We start from the raw sequence: 15,606 nt of genomic DNA on the forward strand, positions 1-15,606 counted from the left end.
CCAGTCTGACAATGGGGGAATCAGTGCGTACCTCTGCCAAATTTGTCAGTGCACCAGGTGCAGGTGCTTTCGTGGCGATGGATCGGGCTGCGGAGTGACTTGAGGACCCTCCCTTGGCGCCGTCGCTCCGACCTCTCGCAGCTGGGACCCCAGTGTTAACGCATGAACATCATCCGCGGGCAGCGAGAGTTCTGAAGCGATTCGATCCACGTCAACCTGGCCGTGCTTCTCGGACGCGAAAACCTGTGGAAAGACCTTGGATTGCTCAAAGTGGTCCATGCCGTTGGGCTCCCCGGTTCGATAACCCAGTTGACCCAGCTTGTTGCACGTTGTGCGGTAGATCCAGTCCGTCATCCGACCAGCTTTATGGACCGCGTAGGTCAACGCCATGGCCGATACCTTGAACGCGTTCTTGATCTTGAAAATATCGTCGATAGTGGGGTTCCTCGGGAGGTACTCAGCGATACTGTCCCGGGGGATCAAGAACTCTGACGCGAACCTGTTGGCCTCGTCTTCTTGCTGGGACGTGGTTTCCACCTCACGGTGCTTGTGAAGGACTAGGTGTCCGAGCTCGTGGGCAACGTCGAATCGAGTCCGCTCAGGAGTCTTTCGCCGAGCCAGGAACATGTAAGGAACGCCCCCGTGCCACCGCGAGTAGGCATCGACGGATTCGGCAAGGGGTGGCAATCCGAATACGCGGATGCCACGGGATTCGCAGAGCTGAATCAAATTGGGTAGTGGCTTAGTTCCTAGCCCCCATGCCTCACGGAGCATGATGGCGGCCAATTGAGGTGTCTCTTCACCGAGCTGAGGCACATCAATATTGGGCAGCACGAAATGACTTGAGACCCAGTTGTTGACCTCCATGCCGGAGGCACCTGCAGCGATCGCAGCGTCTCGCTCGCTCCGGGTAGTGGATCGGCCAGCTCGAAAATTCACACCGTGGGATTCAACGCCGGGTGCACCGGGGCGTGAGAAGTAGTCGGTTGGGAATTCGAGGGCTGCGGATAGTCGTTGCGCAGTGCTGCTCGGGGCTCCCCGAGTTTCGTACTTGTGGATCGTGCGCTCGGTGACGTCCAAGATGTTCGCCAACTCGACCTTGGTCAACCCTCTTCGCATTCGGGCGAGCGTGATGCGGTCAGGACTCAGTAGCCCGTCAGGCGATGTTGAAGTCAACGTCACCCCCGCCAATGTCTGTGATGTTCGGTTCCAGCACCGTGTCATCTTGTAGTGGCGCGAGGATCACCCGGACGTCCCAGCCCGTGAACTGACCAAGTTGCCTGTCGAACCCCGAGGGGCGCGAAAGTTCACGACGGATTTCTCCCTCGGCACGGTGATAAAGCAATACCCATGCACCCGACGGCGGCTGTTCGCTTGAACTGAGGGGCTGGTCGATCTTGGACAAGTCGCCCAGTGCGAAAAGCACTTGTTGATTTCGGTCTACCGAGTCGGCTGTGGCTCGACCCTTTCTGCGAGCGGCCTGGGGGACTACAAGTGGGTCGGGGTTTCCGGTCGCGTTATTGCCGCCGGCTACAGAGATCTGGTACTTCCCGGTCGGATCAACGGCAATTGGTCGATTCTGAGGGTCCGTATGAGTCCAGTCCCCATCTTCAGTGAGGCGTTGCCGAAGCATCGCTACGGTATTGGTCCAGCGATTGATGCCCGCTGCGATGACGGGGGCATATCTACTTGTATTGCCCGAGGCGTTCTCGCCCGTTGCGATCGCTTCATCAATTTGTGCGACGCGGAGACCCATACGCTCTAGGTACTCGGCGGCATCATCGGGATAAATAACAAGCGGCTGAGGAAGCGGTGCAAGCTGGCTCATGGTCGTCGGCCCTTCGGGAATGCTCGATGAAGTGCCTCAAATTATTGCACAAAACCGGAACGCCTATATGGCGGCTTCCAAGCGAACCAGTCCCAGCAGCTCCTCATGCACCGTGGTGTCCCCGGTGAGCTCGGGGTGGAAGCTGATGGCCAGGATGTTGCCCTGCCGTACCGCCACCACCGAGTCCTGGTAGCGAGCCAGCACCTCAACGTCGCCACCGACTCGAGTCACAGCGGGTGCGCGAATGAACGCTGCGCGGACGACAGCAACTCGGGAACCCGCCCACTTCAGCGAAACCTCCGCTGAGTCGACCTGCGAACCGAAGGCATTTCGGGTCACGGTCACATCCAGAACGCCCAGAGATTGCTGGCCGGGCGCCGGATCTTCGATCTGGGAGGCCAGCATGATGAGCCCCGCACACGTGCCCAGGACCGGCAGCCCCGCTGCGATCACTTCCCGCAACGGATCGAACAGCCCGAACGTCCTGCACAGTCGATCCATGGTGGAGGACTCACCCCCGGGGAGGATGAGCGCGTCGATGACCGGAGCGCCGTCGTCGCCCACGAGATCCGAAGCGGACCGGACACGCACGACCCGGGCACCCAGCGACTCGAGCATCGCCAGGTGCTCGGCCACCCCGCCCTGGAGGGCGAGAACACCGACGACCGGTTGGGTCACCAGCCGCGCTCCGCGAGGCGGTGCGGTGCGGTCAGGTCTGCCACGTTGATGCCGACCATGGCTTCGCCCAGGCCGCGGGAGGCTTCGGCGATGCGGGCGGGATCGTCGTAGTAGGCGGTCGCGGCCACGATGGCGCGGGCGCGCTCGGCCGGGTTGCCGGATTTGAAGATGCCGGAGCCCACGAACACGCCGTCCGCGCCGAGCTGCATCATCATCGCGGCGTCCGCGGGAGTGGCAATGCCGCCGGCGGTGAACAGCACCACGGGCAGTTTGCCGGTGCGGGCCACCTCGACCACCAGCTCGTACGGCGCGGACAGTTCCTTCGCCTTCACGTAGAGAGCGTCCGGGGAGACGTTGTAGAGGCCCTGCAGTTCGGCGATTTGCGAGCGGATGGTGCGGATGTGGCGGGTGGCCTCGGAGACGTCGCCGGTGCCGGCCTCGCCCTTGGAACGGATCATGGCGGCGCCCTCGGTGATGCGGCGTAGCGCCTCGCCCAGGTTGGTTGCACCACACACGAACGGCACGGTGAAGCGGTGCTTGTCGATGTGATTGACGAAGTCAGCGGGGGATAGCACCTCGGACTCGTCGATGTAGTCCACCTTCAGATGCTCCAGAACCTGCGCCTCCACGAAGTGGCCGATGCGCGCCTTGGCCATCACCGGAATGGATACGGTATCGATGATTTGCTCGATCAGGTCCGGGTCGCTCATGCGGGCCACGCCACCCTGGGCGCGGATATCCGCGGGCACGCGTTCGAGCGCCATCACGGCAACGGCGCCGGAATCTTCGGCGATTTTGGCCTGCTCGGCGGTGACCACGTCCATGATCACGCCGCCCTTGAGCATGTCGGCCAGCCCGCTCTTGACTAGCTTGGATCCGGTCACGGGGGTCTTGTTGTCAGCGGGAGAGTGCACGGTGTGAGTCATGTTGACCATGGTGCGCGCGAAAGTGGCCCGGTAACAGATCCATAATTGAGTAATTCCAGTAGTCCACTTTGGAGGAACACATGCGGCATGCGCGCGCGGTGGATGTGCCGCTGTCGGTAGACCGGTCTTCGGGCGTCTCGCTCGGCGAGCAACTCGTCGGTCAAGTCCGTGACCTGGTCGCGCGTGGAGTCCTGTGCGCGGGGGACCCGTTGCCGTCGTCGCGGGCGTTGGCCGAGCGGCTGGGGATCTCGCGCGGCACGGTGGTCACGGCGTGGGACGTCCTCGCGGGCGAGGGGTATCTCACCGCCGACCGCGGAGCCACGCGCATTGCGCCGGACGTTCGCGTGGTCCCCGCGGCGAGCGAACTCCCCATTTCGACGACGCCGCCCCGTTCCTCCCGCACGCGACGTAGCGTTTCAGGCACGGGTCGGATCGACCTGCGTCCCGGCAAAGCGGTCATCGCGGAACTCGATACCCCGGCCTGGCGGGGGGCGTGGCGAGATGCTGCAAGTGCCGATGCGGGGGCCGTGTCCTTGCGGCAGCACCTGGCCGACTACTTGCGATTGAACCGAGGGGTGGTGAGAGAACCGGACGACATCGTCATCACTGCAGGTGCGCGCGACGGTCTCCAACTGGTGTTGCGAGTCCTGGGCGCACTGCGCGGACGCCGTCTACGCGTGGCCGTGGAGGACCCCGGGTACTCCGCCTGCGCAGGGTCGTGGAAGCCTCCGGGCACGTCGCGATACCGATTCCCGTGGATGAGTTCGGCCTGAACCCGGCCAGCCTCCCCGCTGGAGAATGGGCGGGAACCGGAACGTGGGATGTCGCGGAGACCCCGGATGCGGTGGTTGTGACGCCCGGACATCAGTACCCGTTGGGTGGCACCATGCCCGTGAGTCGCAGACTGGAACTGCTGCGGTGGGCGCGGCAACACAGAGCTGTGGTCATCGAGGACGACTACGACTCCGAGCTTCGCTACACCGGCCAACCCCTGCCCGCGCTCGCCGCCCTGGATACCGATCGGGACAGCGTGGTCACCCTCGGCAGCTTCACCAAGGTGCTGGGCAACGGCGTGGGCGTGGGTCACCTCGTCGCACCCGATGACCTGCTTCCAAGGTTGCACACCTTGCGCACGGAACTGGGATCACCGGTCTCGGCCGTGGCTCAGCGAGCGATCGCTCGGTTCATGGACTCGGGTCACCTGCAGCGCCACACCGCTCGGATGCGCCGCGCTATCGCCGACGCCGCTCGCTCATCGCCCACACGCTGGCGGACCTTCCCGGTGTGGCCGTGGTGCCCATGGCCGGTGGTTCGCACGCCGTGATCGAGATGCCGAGAGAAGCTGTGGCGGTCGCGGGGGCGGCCCAACGCGGGGTCCTGGTCAGCGGGCTGGGAGAGTACTGGGCGGCGTCGGCGTCCCGAGCTGAAACGCGCACGATGACGCCCGCCAGAGATACCGCAGAAGCCGTACCGGCCGAACCGCGCGCAGACCTGCGCGAGGGGCTGGTGCTGGGGCTGACGGCGTCGGACGCGAGCTGGAAAAAGGATTACAAGTGCTGCGAAACGTGCTCGGGAGCTGACCGTGCGGTCAGGGCATGTACAGCGGGGGCGTCATGGTGTCGTCGCCGTAGTCGCCCATGGCTCGGCGGGCGGAGGCTCGCATCACCAGGCAGGGAATCATGATGAGCACCGCCACCCCGATCTGCAGGCACGCCACCACGGCCACCCATGCGGAGCCGGAGGCTTGTGGGGCTCCCGCTTCGAAGAAGAAGCTGGCGAGACCCGCGACCGCACCGATCGACATGGCGACCAAACCCCACGTCCCGGCGGCGAGCTTCGCGGGTGCAGCCTTCTCGCCCACGCTGATATTCGACAGCGCCACGATTGCTGCGACGATTACGCACGCGAAGGAGACCAAGACGCCGAGCGCGCTCAAGGTGCCCACCACAAGGATGAGCATGCCGACGAATATGCCCCCGGAGAGCAGCAAAAGCTTGGCCGTTGGTTTACGGGGTTCGGTTTGAGCGAGCTCCATGGGGCCAAGGCTAGACTGGCCCGGTCCCACCCCGCCAATGAGGAGTTTTTCGCGTGTCTCAGCAGATCCCGTCCCCACGCGGCGGAGCATCCGGCGGTCATCGCAACGGAACGGATGTGCGGCACGATCTGTGGGTGCCCACGCTGGTCCGGGCCTTGGTCGCGCTGGTGTTCGGCGCGGTCACGATCTTCTGGCAGGAACCCACCGAGAACGCCGCACCGTGGGCCCTCGGCCTGTTCCTGGTCGGCACCGGTGGCGCGTGGCTATTTCTGCACTTCCGCATGAAGGGCCGTGAGGACGTCGACCTCGGCTCTCTGACCAACATCCCTCAGCTCGCGGGAATCCTCTACATTCTGGGCGGCGCGCTTGTCGCGATCATGGCACCGCAGAACTGGCTGTTCGTGTTGCTGGCCACCATGGTGCTCGGTCTCTGCGGCATTCTCGAACTCGCCTGGGCCTGCGATTCCGCCAGAGTTTCCCGCTCGGCAGGGACTGGACCCTCAGCGGTTTGGTGACCGTGGGTGCGGGTATGGGCATGATGCTCGTGGAGACCCTGGGCGCCAAGGCGGAGCTGGGCGTTGTGGGTGGAGCGGCCATCATCATCGGCGTTACCCAGTTCATTGCGGCCCTGAGTTTGCGGCACGATGCGCTCGCAGCGGACCGCGCGGGCTTCCCTGATAGTGACCGGATAAACGGCGTAGACTGATCAGTCGATCTCAACAATTTTTCGCAAGTTTCCATAGGAGGATTCACGTGGCCCAGCGCACCGAGCACAACGGCCGTCGCAAGACTGATATCAAGGGCCCCCTTGTCATCTCAGCCGTGCTGGCAGTCGTCGCCTTCGTGGTGGTCTCGGTAGCAGCCGCGGGCGGCACCGACAACGCCGCACGAGTGGGGCTGGGCCTGATCGCCGCCGGCATCGCATTCATCGCGTCCGTGGTCGTGTGCTCCACGCTCATGCTTCTGGAGAAGCCCAACGACCCCGAACTCGGTCAGGGCACCGGCGTGAACCGTTCCTCCGCCAAGCTGTTTGCAGAGAACAAGGCCCGCCGTCAGGCCGAGCAGGCGCGTGGCGAGGGTTCGGGGACCGCGTCACCCCGCGAGACTTCCGGTGCCGCCGACTCCAAGAGCAACGGCGAACCCCAGTACGGTCAGCGCGTACGCCCCGACACCAAGGGCGAGGAACCGGGCTCGAGCGCTCGCTGATCAGCAATTCAGCAACGAAGAACGCCCTGGACTGTGAATCACAGTCCAGGGCGTTCATTCATGCTCTACCGACGAGCAGCATTTACCGCCCGAACCGCTTCAACCGCAGAGAGTTCAGCACCACGAACACGGAGCTGAAGGCCATGGCACCGCCGGCGATCATGGGGTTCAAGAAGCCCAGTGCGGCCACTGGGATGGCCACCACGTTGTAGGCGAAGGCCCAGAACAGGTTGGACTTGATGGTCCCCAGGGTCTTCTGTGACAGCTTGATCGCGGTGGGGATGGCGGTCAATTCGCTGCGGACCACGGTGATGTCCGAGGCCTGCATGGCTGCGTCCGTACCGGAGCCCATGGCGATGCCCAGATCGGCTTGGGTGAGGGCGGGAGCATCATTGACGCCGTCGCCCACCATGGCCACCACGCGACCCTGCTTCTGCAGGTCGGTCACGGCCTGAACCTTGCCGTCCGGGGTGACGTCGGAAATGACGTCCTCCGGGGCAATGCCCACCTGTTCCGCCACGGAACGTGCCACGGCGGAGTGGTCACCGGTCAGCAGCACCGGGCGCAGACCCAGCTCCTTGAGCTGCGCAATCGCGCCGGCGGACTCGTCCTTGATGGTGTCCTGCAGGTCGATCAGGCCGGCCAAGTTGCCGTCCACGGCCACCAGGATGGTGGTGAAACCGTCCGCGCGAGCGTGCTCAAGGGCCTCACGGTCGGTCTCCGACAACCGGATACCGTTCTTGGCCAACCACTGTTCGCGACCCACCACCACGGAACGGGACTGCATGCCGTCAGCGACATATGCCTTCACGCCGCCACCGGGAGCGGATTCGAAACGAGCCACCTGGAAGCGCTGCGACGATGCATCTGCAATGGCACGGGCAATCGGGTGCTCGGAGTAATCCTCGACCGCCGCGGCGAAGTCCAGCACCTGGTCCTTGGACCACTGGGACACCGAGTTCACGGCGGACACGGCCAGCTCACCGCGGGTCACGGTGCCGGTCTTGTCCAGCAGGATGGTGTCCACATTGCGGGAGTCCTCGAGCACCTCCGCGGACGTGATGAGGATGCCCATTTGAGCGCCGCGACCCGTGCCGGTCAGCAGGGCGGTGGGAGTTGCCAGACCCAGGCGCACGGGCACGCAATCACCAGCACGGAGACCGCGGCGACGAAGGCTTGATCCACGTTGCCGGTGACGAGCAGCCAGATCACCAGGGTCAGCAGTGCAATGCCGATGACCACGGGCACGAATACGGCCGAGATCTTGTCCGCCAGGCGCGCCACGGGAGCCTTGGTCGCCTGGGCGCGAGCCACGGTACGACCCATGGAGGCGAGCACCGTATCGGATCCCACACGAGTGGCTTCAGCGACCAGTCGCCCGGTGGTGTTCACGGTGGCGCCGGTCAGTTCGTCACCGGGGCTCACCTCCACGGGCATGGATTCGCCGGTCAGCATGGACGCGTCCACGGCGGATTCGCCGGTCACAACCACGGAGTCCGTGGCGATCTTCTCACCAGGACGGACTACGAAACGGTCACCGACCTTCAGTTGCTCCACGGGGACGGAGCGTTCGGTTCCATCGTCGTCGAGCACGGTCGCCTGTTGCGCGCCCAGGTTCAGCAGCGCCTTGAGCGCCTCGCCGGAGCGAGCCTTCGCACGGGCCTCGAGCCAGCGACCGAGCAGCAGGAACGTGGTGATGATGGCCGCGGATTCGAAGTACAGCTGATGGCTGGACATGTCCATGGCCTGACCGGGGTGCGCGTGCGCGGTCATCCCCGGATCCACGAGCAGATGCCACAGCGAGAACAAGTAGGCGGCAGCCACACCCATCGACACCAGGGTGTCCATGGTGGAGGAGAAGTGCCGTGCGTTGATAGCGGTGGCCTTGTGGAACGGCCACGCACTCCACGTCACGACCGGCAGGGTCAGTGCGGCAACGACCCAGCCCCAGTGCGGGAACTGCGCGCCCGGAATCATCGAAATGATGAACACCGGCACGGAGAAAATCGCGGCCACGATCAGCCGGATCCCCAGATCCCGGCGGCGCTTGTCCGCGGGGGACATATCGGCGGCCGGGTCTGCCGAATCGGTGTTGCGTTCCAGCTCCCGTTCTGCGGGGGCCGACGACGCCGCTCGCTCACCTTCCGCTGCGGGCGTCCCGGCAGCCTCGGAGGCCTTGGGTGCACCAGAGGCCCCCGTATGCGTCGCGGTCGTTGAACCCACCTGTGCAGTGCGGTCGCCGCGGCTGGGACGGGAGGCAGCGGCGTCGTCGTTCGTGTTGTCAGAACCCTCGTGTGACGAAGCAGAGGAGGCCCCGCCCGTGATTTCCGCGCCGTAACCGGCCTTCTTGATGGTGTCGACGATCTGTTCGTCCGAGATGTTCTCCGGAACCTTGACGGACGCGGATTCGAGGGCCAGGTTGACCGCGGGATCCACGCCGTCGATCTTGCGCAGCTTGCGCTCGATGCGGCCCACGCACGAGGCGCAGGTCATCCCACTGATTTGAAGGTCCAAGTCCCGCAGCGGGCCGTGGACCTGGTTGTCCGTGACGGGGGATTGGGTGGATTGATTAGACAACTGTGTAACCGGCTTCTTCGACTGCTGCGGCGATCTCCTCGGAGGTCAGCTCGCGGGTGCTTTCAATGGTCACGGGAGATTCGCCGCCGGCGTTGAGGTCCACGGACACGGACTGCACGCCGTCGACCTCGGCGAGCTCTTCCTTGACGGAGGAAACGCAGTGGCCGCAGGTCATGCCGGAGACGGTAATGGTGGTGTTCATGGGAGACTCCTTAGTCCTTGGGGGTTGGGTTAGCTCTTGACCAGGCGGGCGATGGCGGCGTTGGCCTCAGCGAGCTTGGTATCCATCTCGGTCGTGTCACCCGTGTCATGGGCGTGCTCCACCGCGTGGCGCACACAGTGACCCAGGTGTTCCTCCATGAGCCCCAGGCTCACTGACTTGAGGGCGGACTGGATGGCGGATATTTGGGTGAGCACGTCAATGCAGTAGGTATCCTCATCGATCATGCGCTGGATGCCACGCACCTGACCCTCGATACGCTTGAGGCGCCGGCTGTACGCGGCTTTGTCCTGGGTGTACCCGTGAGTGGCTGATTCTTCGGTGCTCATGTCTTCAATTTATACCCCCAAGGGGTATATGGCAAGGTGTAAAAGAGCCCGCCCCGCGGACATGCGGGACGGGCTCGGAACTGCTCCGGGATCGTCGACGCGACCCTTGTCACTCCCTAGAAGCAACCACCAAAGGTGCGGAAGGTCGCGGGAAGGTGGAAAGCGGCGTCGTTGAAGGCGTACTGCGGGATAGCGCGGAACAGGCCGCCGATATTGCCGGAACGGATCGCTGCGGAAATGTCGTTGCCGTGATCACCGAAGTTGCCGGCCAGCCAAGAGGGCAGCAGCCACGGCTTGCAGAACGGAATCACGGCCAGGGACGGGTCGTGATTGGGCGAGGTGGGAACCGAGTAGCTCACGTTGGACTGCACCGCGGGTGCGGCGGCGTTGGCGGCGGGCATACCCGCGAAAGAAATGGCGGCCAAGGTGGAGGCTGCGGCAACCGTGTCACGTGCTTCTTCATGTCTGTCTCCTGTGTCGAGTTGGTGCGGGTGTCCTCGCGGGTGACGGACCCGCGGAGGTCTGTGGCGGCTAGATCCCCATCGCGTCGTGCAGGGGTGCCGTGAAGATCCGGTGCGGGTCGTACTTGTGGAACGTGGCCTTGGCGTGATCCCAACCGAGCACGAGCGACGGGATGAGTTCCTTGAGCTGGTACTCGTCCGTCCACGCACCGCGCTCGGTGTGCGCAAAGCGCTTGGCCCATTCGGGGCGAGCCACGCCGTAGCGGGTCAGTTCCAGGCCGATGAAGTGCTCGAGTTCCTGGAAGAACTTCTCCTGGCCGGGCGTGCCGGGCAGTGTCAGAACATCCAGCCACACGCCGGTGTCCAGTTCGGGGCGTCCGGGCACCGGTGCGATTCCGGACAACGACGGCGCCACGGCGCCTTCCACATCCACCTCGCCGGGATCGTCGATGCCCGTGATGCGCAGTTCCATGCACGAGTTGATGGGGAACTCCCCGCGGTCCTGGTACTCCTTGAGCTTCGCGGAGAAGAACTCCGTGAACTCGTGCACCACGCGCTGCAGCTGGTCGCGGCGGGTGATGAACACGTGTGAACCGGCGGAGACGCGCAGCGTGGTGGGTTTCACGAAGTGCTGAAAGTGATGGGCCGGTCCCCACATGTCCCGGGCGAGGGTGGTGGTGAGGCTCGTGGCGGTGGTCGCGTAGACGGCTTTGCTGAAGGCCGGTGCAAGGTGTTGGTTGCCGGCCACGACCTGTCCCAGTAGCTCTGGAACGGGAGAGGGCAGGCGGTCCGCGAACGGGAAGTTGTACGGGGTGATCGTGGGGCGGCTACCAAAGGATCTGCGCGGCGCCACCTCCCACTGCTGGATCCACGGCTTGTCGGTGAAGGTGTACCAGATCAGGCCCACGCGACCCACGCGGTCGATCATCGAGGACAGTGACCAGTGCCCCGCCTTCTCCGGTGCCGCGAACAGATCCCTGACGGAGATGTGCGTCCACGTGCGGCAGCGGTAGTGCTCCATGGGGTTGGTCTGAAGCTGCACCTCAGTGAGGAAGGCCCGGCCCATGGAGGTGAGGAACGGTCCGATCTCCGGATCGGTGCGCTGGAACGTCTTGAGCGTGTATTGGTCGGAGGCCTCGTCCCACACGACCGCCGTGAGTGCGTGCACCGTGTTGGACAGAGAGCCGAACGTTGCACCCTGCTGGCGCTTCTCACCCCTGGCCGGAAGTGCGGTGCCATGACCGTTGACGGCCAGCACGCCCGCGACGGTCACATCCCCCGGTGCTGGCATGTTGGTGAATCCGCGCTTGCGGTCGGCAATGTGGCGCACCAGTGAGTTCATGGAAATTCCGGCCTGAGCCACCACCGTTGTGCCGTGCATGTAGCAGGAATCCATGTGTTTGGTGGTGTTGAGCAGTAGAACCTTGGCGGTTGCGGGAGTGCCTTCAGCGACCGTGAGTGGTGACCAGTTGTGGCGGTATCCGCGGGCGCGGATGGTCCACCCGTTCGCGTGGGCCCAGTTGGCGAGGGTCACGACTTCCTGTGCATTGCGCACGTCGTAGGACCAGAGCTCGGCGGCCACGATGGCGCCGTCCCAGTTCTTGTAGAGCTCACGATAGGGTCTGATGCCCTGTGGAAGACGGGGTGGGGCGTCCGTGGCGTGGGCTGCCGACTGGTAGCCCACCAGAACCGCGCCCCCGGCCGCTGCTGTTCCTGCCTTGAAAAGTCCCCGTCGTGATATCCCCATGACTCATGGGTACCAAGGCGTAGATTTCACGAACAATCACCGTGGTGTCCCCAGTTACGAGCGATTTGGATGGGATGACACGGGAAAGCGCTCACATGAGGAACGCGACGTGCGCAAACGATCCGGAACGTCTGTCACCCAAACTGCGTGGGCGCCCACCAAAGTGAAAGCTGTCACGAGATCACCGTGACCGAATGAGTCCACCCCGCGAGTATGAAATTCTGGACCCATGGCTTCATGGATCGAGGATTACGCGCTGCTGTCCAACATGCGCAGCGGCCCGTTGGTGTCCCGCACGGGCTCCGTCGACTGGTGGTGTGCACCCCGTTTTGATTCCCCGGCGATGTTCGCGTCCCTGCTGGGCACGCCGGACAATGGCCGGTGGCTGCTGGCGCCGGCGTGCGCCGTGGACGATGACGGTGAGGTCGACCTCGACCGCCCGGGCGTCACCGCTGTGGAACGCTTCTACGCGGAGAACACCTTTGTGTTGCACACGGTGTGGACCACGGAGACCGGTACCGTGCGTGTCACGGACTTCATGCCGCTGTCCTCTCGCACCGCGCTGATTCGCCGCGTGGAAGGCCTGACCGGTGAGGTCGAGATCTTCCAGGACGTGCGCCTGCGCTTCAACTTCGGTGCTTCGGTGCCGTGGCTGAGCCGCTTTGACGTGGAGGAGAGCGACGAATCCGGTGAGCACACGGAAGGTGTGCTGGTGGGTATGGCCGGACCGGACGCCGTCGTCTTCCGTGGCGATCCGCTGCCCGAGGCGGACGAGGACCGTACCAAGCGTCGGCATGCCGGCACGTTCACCGTGGCGGCGGGCCAAACCAAGGACTTCTCGCTCACGTGGTTCCCGTCCCACAGCACGCCGCCGGAAGCGATGGACGTCAACGAGACCTGACTGCACGCTGAACCTGTGGCAGGAGTGGTCCGCGCTCTATGATCCGGCCGCGACCGAGGCCAAGCTCGCTGAGCGGGAGCAGACCAAGCGCGCCCCCACGGACGCGGAACGCTCCGCGGAACTGACCGTCACCCAGGACGCTCGCGAGGACATCATCCGCCGCAGCCTGCTGGTGGTGCGCGGCATGATGCACCAGGCGACCGGCGGCCTGATCGCCGCGGACACCACGTCGCTGCCCGAGGTGCTGGGCGGGGACCGCACCTGGGACTACCGCTTGTCGTGGCCCCGTGATGCCGCCCTCGCACTGGAAATCATGCTGGACCACGGGCACGACCGCGAGGCAGCGCAGCTGCGCAACTGGTTGCTGCGCGCCGTCGCCGGGGATGTGGACCACCCCTCCAACGTCTACGGACTGGACGGTTCCGTGGTGGGCCGCGAACGGCTGGTCGATCTGCCCGGTTACGAGCGCGCCCGTCCGGTGCGCGAGGGCAACACCGCCGGCTCGCAGTACCAGGCGGACGTTGCCGGTCACGTGCTCGTGGTCTTCGAGCGCCTCCGACGCCGCGGGGTCCAGGAGGACCACCTGTCCTGGCCGTTGCAGCAGGGCTTGTTGCGCGCCGTGGTGGCCAACTACGAGGACAAGGACCAGGGCGTGTGGGAGATGCGCGGCGAGCCGCAGCACTACACCTACACGCGCGTGATGATGTGGGCCGCACTGCAGGCCGGTGTGGATGCCGTGCGCATTCACGGTTTGCCCGGTGACGTGGAGACTTGGGAAGAACACCGCGATCAGCTGGCCCACGAGATCTGGACCAACGGTTACGACCCGGAGGTCGGATCGTTCGTGCAGTACTACGGTTCCACTGCCGTGGACGCCTCGTTGTTGCAACTGCCCAAGGTCGGGTTCGTCGCATATGACGATGAGCGCATGTTGGGCACGGTGGCCCGGATCCAGAAGGAACTCACGGATCGTTCCGGGCTGCTGCACCGCTACCGCAACCTGCCTCAGCTCACGGATTTGGACGACGTCGAGGCGTTCGCGTCCTCGATCGGTCAGGACGGTTTCGCGGGTCAGGCCGCGCCGTCGGTCTCGGCAACACTCCAGCTCGCGGACCAACTGGCTCGTTGCGAACGCGTGGAGGAGGCCGTGAAACTGCTGGACACCGTGCTCGGAGCTGCCAACGAGCTGGGTCTACTGCCCACCACGTTCTCGACCTCGGAACGCCGTGCCACGGGTAACTTCCCGCACTCTGAGTCGCACCTCAACCTCATTCGCGTGCTCGACACCCTGGAAGTCATGCAGGGCAGGAGCTCCGCGCAATCGTGAGTGGTTCTTCCGCCGTTTCTGCCGGCTCCGATCACGCAGAACCGGTTATTCCTTGGCGCTCTTCACCCGCGGTGCGCGTGGGTTTGTCCCTGGGCATCGCCACGGGCTTGTACGGCGTCTCCTTCGGCGCCCTCTCGATCGCGGCGGGACTGACGTTCTGGCAGACGCAAGCCTTGTCCGCGCTGATGTTCACGGGCGGATCGCAGTTTGCGTTCATCGGTGTGCTCTCCGGCGGCGGTGGGGGAGCCGCGGCCCTGGGCGCTGCCTCGCTGCTGGGCGTGCGCAACACCGTGTACGGCATGACCATGAACGCGCTGCTGCGACCGCAGTCCTGGCGCAAGCTGATCGCCGCCCAGATCACCATTGACGAATCCAATGCCGCGGCCTCCGCGCAGCCCACCTTCTTGGAGCGCAAGCGCGGCTTCTGGGTGGCCGGCGTGAGTGTATTCCTGTTGTGGAATCTGTTCACGGCAGTCGGGGCACTGCTGGGTGACGCGGTGGGTGATCCCGGGCAGTGGGGTCTCGACGGCGCCGCCGTTGCCGCCTTCCTGGGGTTGCTCTGGCCGCGGTTGCGCGAACGCGAACCCCTGGCCGTTGCCGTGGTGTGCGGGGTGGTCACGGCCATCTGCATCCCGCTGGTCCCCTCGGGTATCCCGGTACTGGTCGCCGCCGTGGTCGCACTGACCTGGGGTCTGATCGGCGCGCGATCCGCACGGAAGAAGGCACGCTCATGAGCATGTGGTTCTGGGTCCTGGGTGCCGCCGCGATCGCGTACGTCACCAAGCTCGTGGGGTACTTGGTTCCCGACGCCGTTCTGGACCACCCGCTCGTTCCTCGCCTGGCCGGGCTGGTCACCGCGGGTCTGCTTGCGTCACTCGTGGTGATGAACACCTTTGCCAGCGGAACCGCACTGGTCCTCGATGCCCGCGTGGGTGCATTGATCGTGGCCGGCATCGCGTTGTGGTTGCGCGCGCCGTTCCTTGCGGTGGTGATCCTTGGAGCCCTGACCGCGGCACTGTTGCGGTGGGCAGGCTGGGCGGCGTGAGCGGCGGCGTCGGCAATGAGTGCCGTGGAAATCTGAGGCACTCATAGACCAGTACCTAGAGCCCAGGCATTCCCAAGCCACTGCGGGGGGCGATCCGTGGCTTGGGTGCGGCTCAGAAATGAGCGCTGGCGCAAACGCGCCTCAAATCTCCCGACCAGCTCGTTTCCTGCCGAGTCCGTGGGGGCCGCTGCCGGTCCCTCGGGTGAGAGGTTCGCTTGACAGGTGCATGTTGAAGGGTCTGCGGGAGTGTGATGTGAGGAAACTGGCGGGTGCAGTCTGAGGGGAGGGAACCGCACGGAATCGCCGGGCGGATTCAATGGGTCATT

Annotated in this window: 18 protein-coding genes and 1 pseudogene; 9 read left to right on the forward strand and 10 right to left on the reverse strand. The window is 64.8% G+C overall.

Annotation, left to right across the window (positions count from 1 at the left end):
• Window positions 1-45: 45 nt before the first annotated feature.
• The 4 genes from YO9_RS0107020 to pdxS all read right to left on the reverse strand — a co-directional run bounded on the left by YO9_RS0107020 (window position 46) and on the right by pdxS (window position 3,441).
• Window positions 46-1,107: an XRE family transcriptional regulator gene (locus YO9_RS0107020; RefSeq protein ID WP_016996836.1), complete on the reverse strand. Its 1,062-nt coding sequence runs from the start codon at window positions 1,105-1,107 to the stop codon at window positions 46-48.
• Window positions 1,108-1,156: 49 nt separating this feature from the next.
• Window positions 1,157-1,828, reverse strand: coding sequence for a hypothetical protein (locus YO9_RS17395; protein ID WP_223286240.1), 672 nt, complete (start codon window positions 1,826-1,828; stop codon window positions 1,157-1,159).
• A gap of 63 nt (window positions 1,829-1,891) precedes the next feature.
• A complete protein-coding gene (gene pdxT, locus YO9_RS0107030; protein WP_016996838.1) occupies window positions 1,892-2,506 on the reverse strand; it encodes a pyridoxal 5'-phosphate synthase glutaminase subunit PdxT in 615 nt (204 codons plus the stop codon).
• Window positions 2,503-3,441, reverse strand: a complete 939-nt coding sequence (gene pdxS / locus YO9_RS0107035; RefSeq protein WP_016996839.1) for a pyridoxal 5'-phosphate synthase lyase subunit PdxS — start codon at window positions 3,439-3,441, stop codon at window positions 2,503-2,505. Before pdxS ends, pdxT begins: the two co-directional genes overlap by 4 nt.
• A gap of 71 nt (window positions 3,442-3,512) precedes the next feature.
• On the opposite strand from pdxS, the gene YO9_RS17400 reads away from it, so the two are divergent.
• Both YO9_RS17400 and YO9_RS17405 read left to right on the forward strand, forming a co-directional pair.
• Complete coding sequence (locus tag YO9_RS17400; RefSeq protein WP_223286241.1) at window positions 3,513-4,205, forward strand: GntR family transcriptional regulator; 693 nt, start codon at window positions 3,513-3,515, stop codon at window positions 4,203-4,205.
• On the forward strand, window positions 4,187-4,756 hold the full coding sequence (locus YO9_RS17405; RefSeq protein WP_223286242.1) for an aminotransferase class I/II-fold pyridoxal phosphate-dependent enzyme: 570 nt from the start codon (window positions 4,187-4,189) through the stop codon (window positions 4,754-4,756). Before YO9_RS17400 ends, YO9_RS17405 begins: the two co-directional genes overlap by 19 nt.
• A gap of 264 nt (window positions 4,757-5,020) precedes the next feature.
• On the opposite strand, the gene YO9_RS17410 is transcribed toward YO9_RS17405, so the two are convergent.
• Window positions 5,021-5,467, reverse strand: a complete 447-nt coding sequence (locus YO9_RS17410) for a hypothetical protein (RefSeq protein ID WP_016996840.1) — start codon at window positions 5,465-5,467, stop codon at window positions 5,021-5,023.
• Window positions 5,468-5,520: 53 nt separating this feature from the next.
• Here YO9_RS17410 and YO9_RS17415 point away from each other — a divergent pair, with 53 nt between their 5' ends.
• Genes YO9_RS17415 through YO9_RS0107055 form a run of 3 tightly spaced genes read left to right on the forward strand, consistent with a single transcriptional unit; the run spans window position 5,521 to window position 6,673 of the window.
• Window positions 5,521-5,982: a hypothetical protein gene (locus YO9_RS17415; RefSeq protein WP_223286243.1), complete on the forward strand. Its 462-nt coding sequence runs from the start codon at window positions 5,521-5,523 to the stop codon at window positions 5,980-5,982.
• Window positions 5,976-6,173: a hypothetical protein gene (locus tag YO9_RS17420; protein WP_223286244.1), complete on the forward strand. Its 198-nt coding sequence runs from the start codon at window positions 5,976-5,978 to the stop codon at window positions 6,171-6,173. The genes YO9_RS17415 and YO9_RS17420 overlap by 7 nt, the downstream gene beginning before the upstream one ends.
• A gap of 47 nt (window positions 6,174-6,220) precedes the next feature.
• Complete coding sequence (locus YO9_RS0107055) at window positions 6,221-6,673, forward strand: hypothetical protein (RefSeq protein ID WP_016996841.1); 453 nt, start codon at window positions 6,221-6,223, stop codon at window positions 6,671-6,673.
• Window positions 6,674-6,755: 82 nt separating this feature from the next.
• Here YO9_RS0107055 and YO9_RS0107060 read toward each other — a convergent pair.
• The 5 genes and pseudogenes from YO9_RS0107060 to YO9_RS0107080 form a co-directional block, all read right to left on the reverse strand.
• Window positions 6,756-9,166: pseudogene (locus tag YO9_RS0107060) on the reverse strand (heavy metal translocating P-type ATPase).
• A 76-nt stretch (window positions 9,167-9,242) separates the two neighbouring features.
• Window positions 9,243-9,452, reverse strand: coding sequence for a heavy-metal-associated domain-containing protein (locus tag YO9_RS0107065; RefSeq protein WP_016996842.1), 210 nt, complete (start codon window positions 9,450-9,452; stop codon window positions 9,243-9,245).
• A 29-nt stretch (window positions 9,453-9,481) separates the two neighbouring features.
• The gene (locus YO9_RS0107070) at window positions 9,482-9,799 is read right to left on the reverse strand and encodes a metal-sensitive transcriptional regulator (RefSeq protein ID WP_016996843.1); all 318 of its coding nucleotides are present in this window, start codon (window positions 9,797-9,799) and stop codon (window positions 9,482-9,484) included.
• 116 nt (window positions 9,800-9,915) lie between these two features.
• The gene (locus tag YO9_RS0107075) at window positions 9,916-10,224 is read right to left on the reverse strand and encodes a hypothetical protein (protein ID WP_016996844.1); all 309 of its coding nucleotides are present in this window, start codon (window positions 10,222-10,224) and stop codon (window positions 9,916-9,918) included.
• Window positions 10,225-10,330: 106 nt separating this feature from the next.
• Entirely contained in the window at window positions 10,331-12,007 is a 1,677-nt protein-coding gene (locus tag YO9_RS0107080; protein WP_031272834.1) for a cholesterol oxidase substrate-binding domain-containing protein, read from the reverse strand.
• Window positions 12,008-12,236: 229 nt separating this feature from the next.
• Here YO9_RS0107080 and YO9_RS0107085 point away from each other — a divergent pair, with 229 nt between their 5' ends.
• The 4 genes from YO9_RS0107085 to YO9_RS0107100 are packed head-to-tail and all read left to right on the forward strand — an operon-like array spanning window position 12,237 to window position 15,280.
• A complete protein-coding gene (locus YO9_RS0107085) occupies window positions 12,237-12,908 on the forward strand; it encodes a trehalase-like domain-containing protein (protein WP_031272835.1) in 672 nt (223 codons plus the stop codon).
• A complete protein-coding gene (locus YO9_RS0107090) occupies window positions 12,802-14,235 on the forward strand; it encodes a glycoside hydrolase family 15 protein (protein ID WP_223286245.1) in 1,434 nt (477 codons plus the stop codon). The genes YO9_RS0107085 and YO9_RS0107090 overlap by 107 nt, the downstream gene beginning before the upstream one ends.
• Entirely contained in the window at window positions 14,232-14,969 is a 738-nt protein-coding gene (locus YO9_RS0107095; RefSeq protein WP_016996846.1) for an AzlC family ABC transporter permease, read from the forward strand. The genes YO9_RS0107090 and YO9_RS0107095 overlap by 4 nt, the downstream gene beginning before the upstream one ends.
• Window positions 14,966-15,280 carry an AzlD domain-containing protein gene (locus tag YO9_RS0107100; protein ID WP_016996847.1) on the forward strand — a complete coding sequence of 105 codons (315 nt, stop codon included), beginning with the start codon at window positions 14,966-14,968 and terminating at the stop codon, window positions 15,278-15,280. Before YO9_RS0107095 ends, YO9_RS0107100 begins: the two co-directional genes overlap by 4 nt.
• Window positions 15,281-15,606: the final 326 nt, after the last annotated feature.

Source organism: Kocuria atrinae C3-8 (assembly GCF_000286355.1).
Taxonomy (GTDB): domain Bacteria; phylum Actinomycetota; class Actinomycetes; order Actinomycetales; family Micrococcaceae; genus Kocuria; species Kocuria atrinae_A.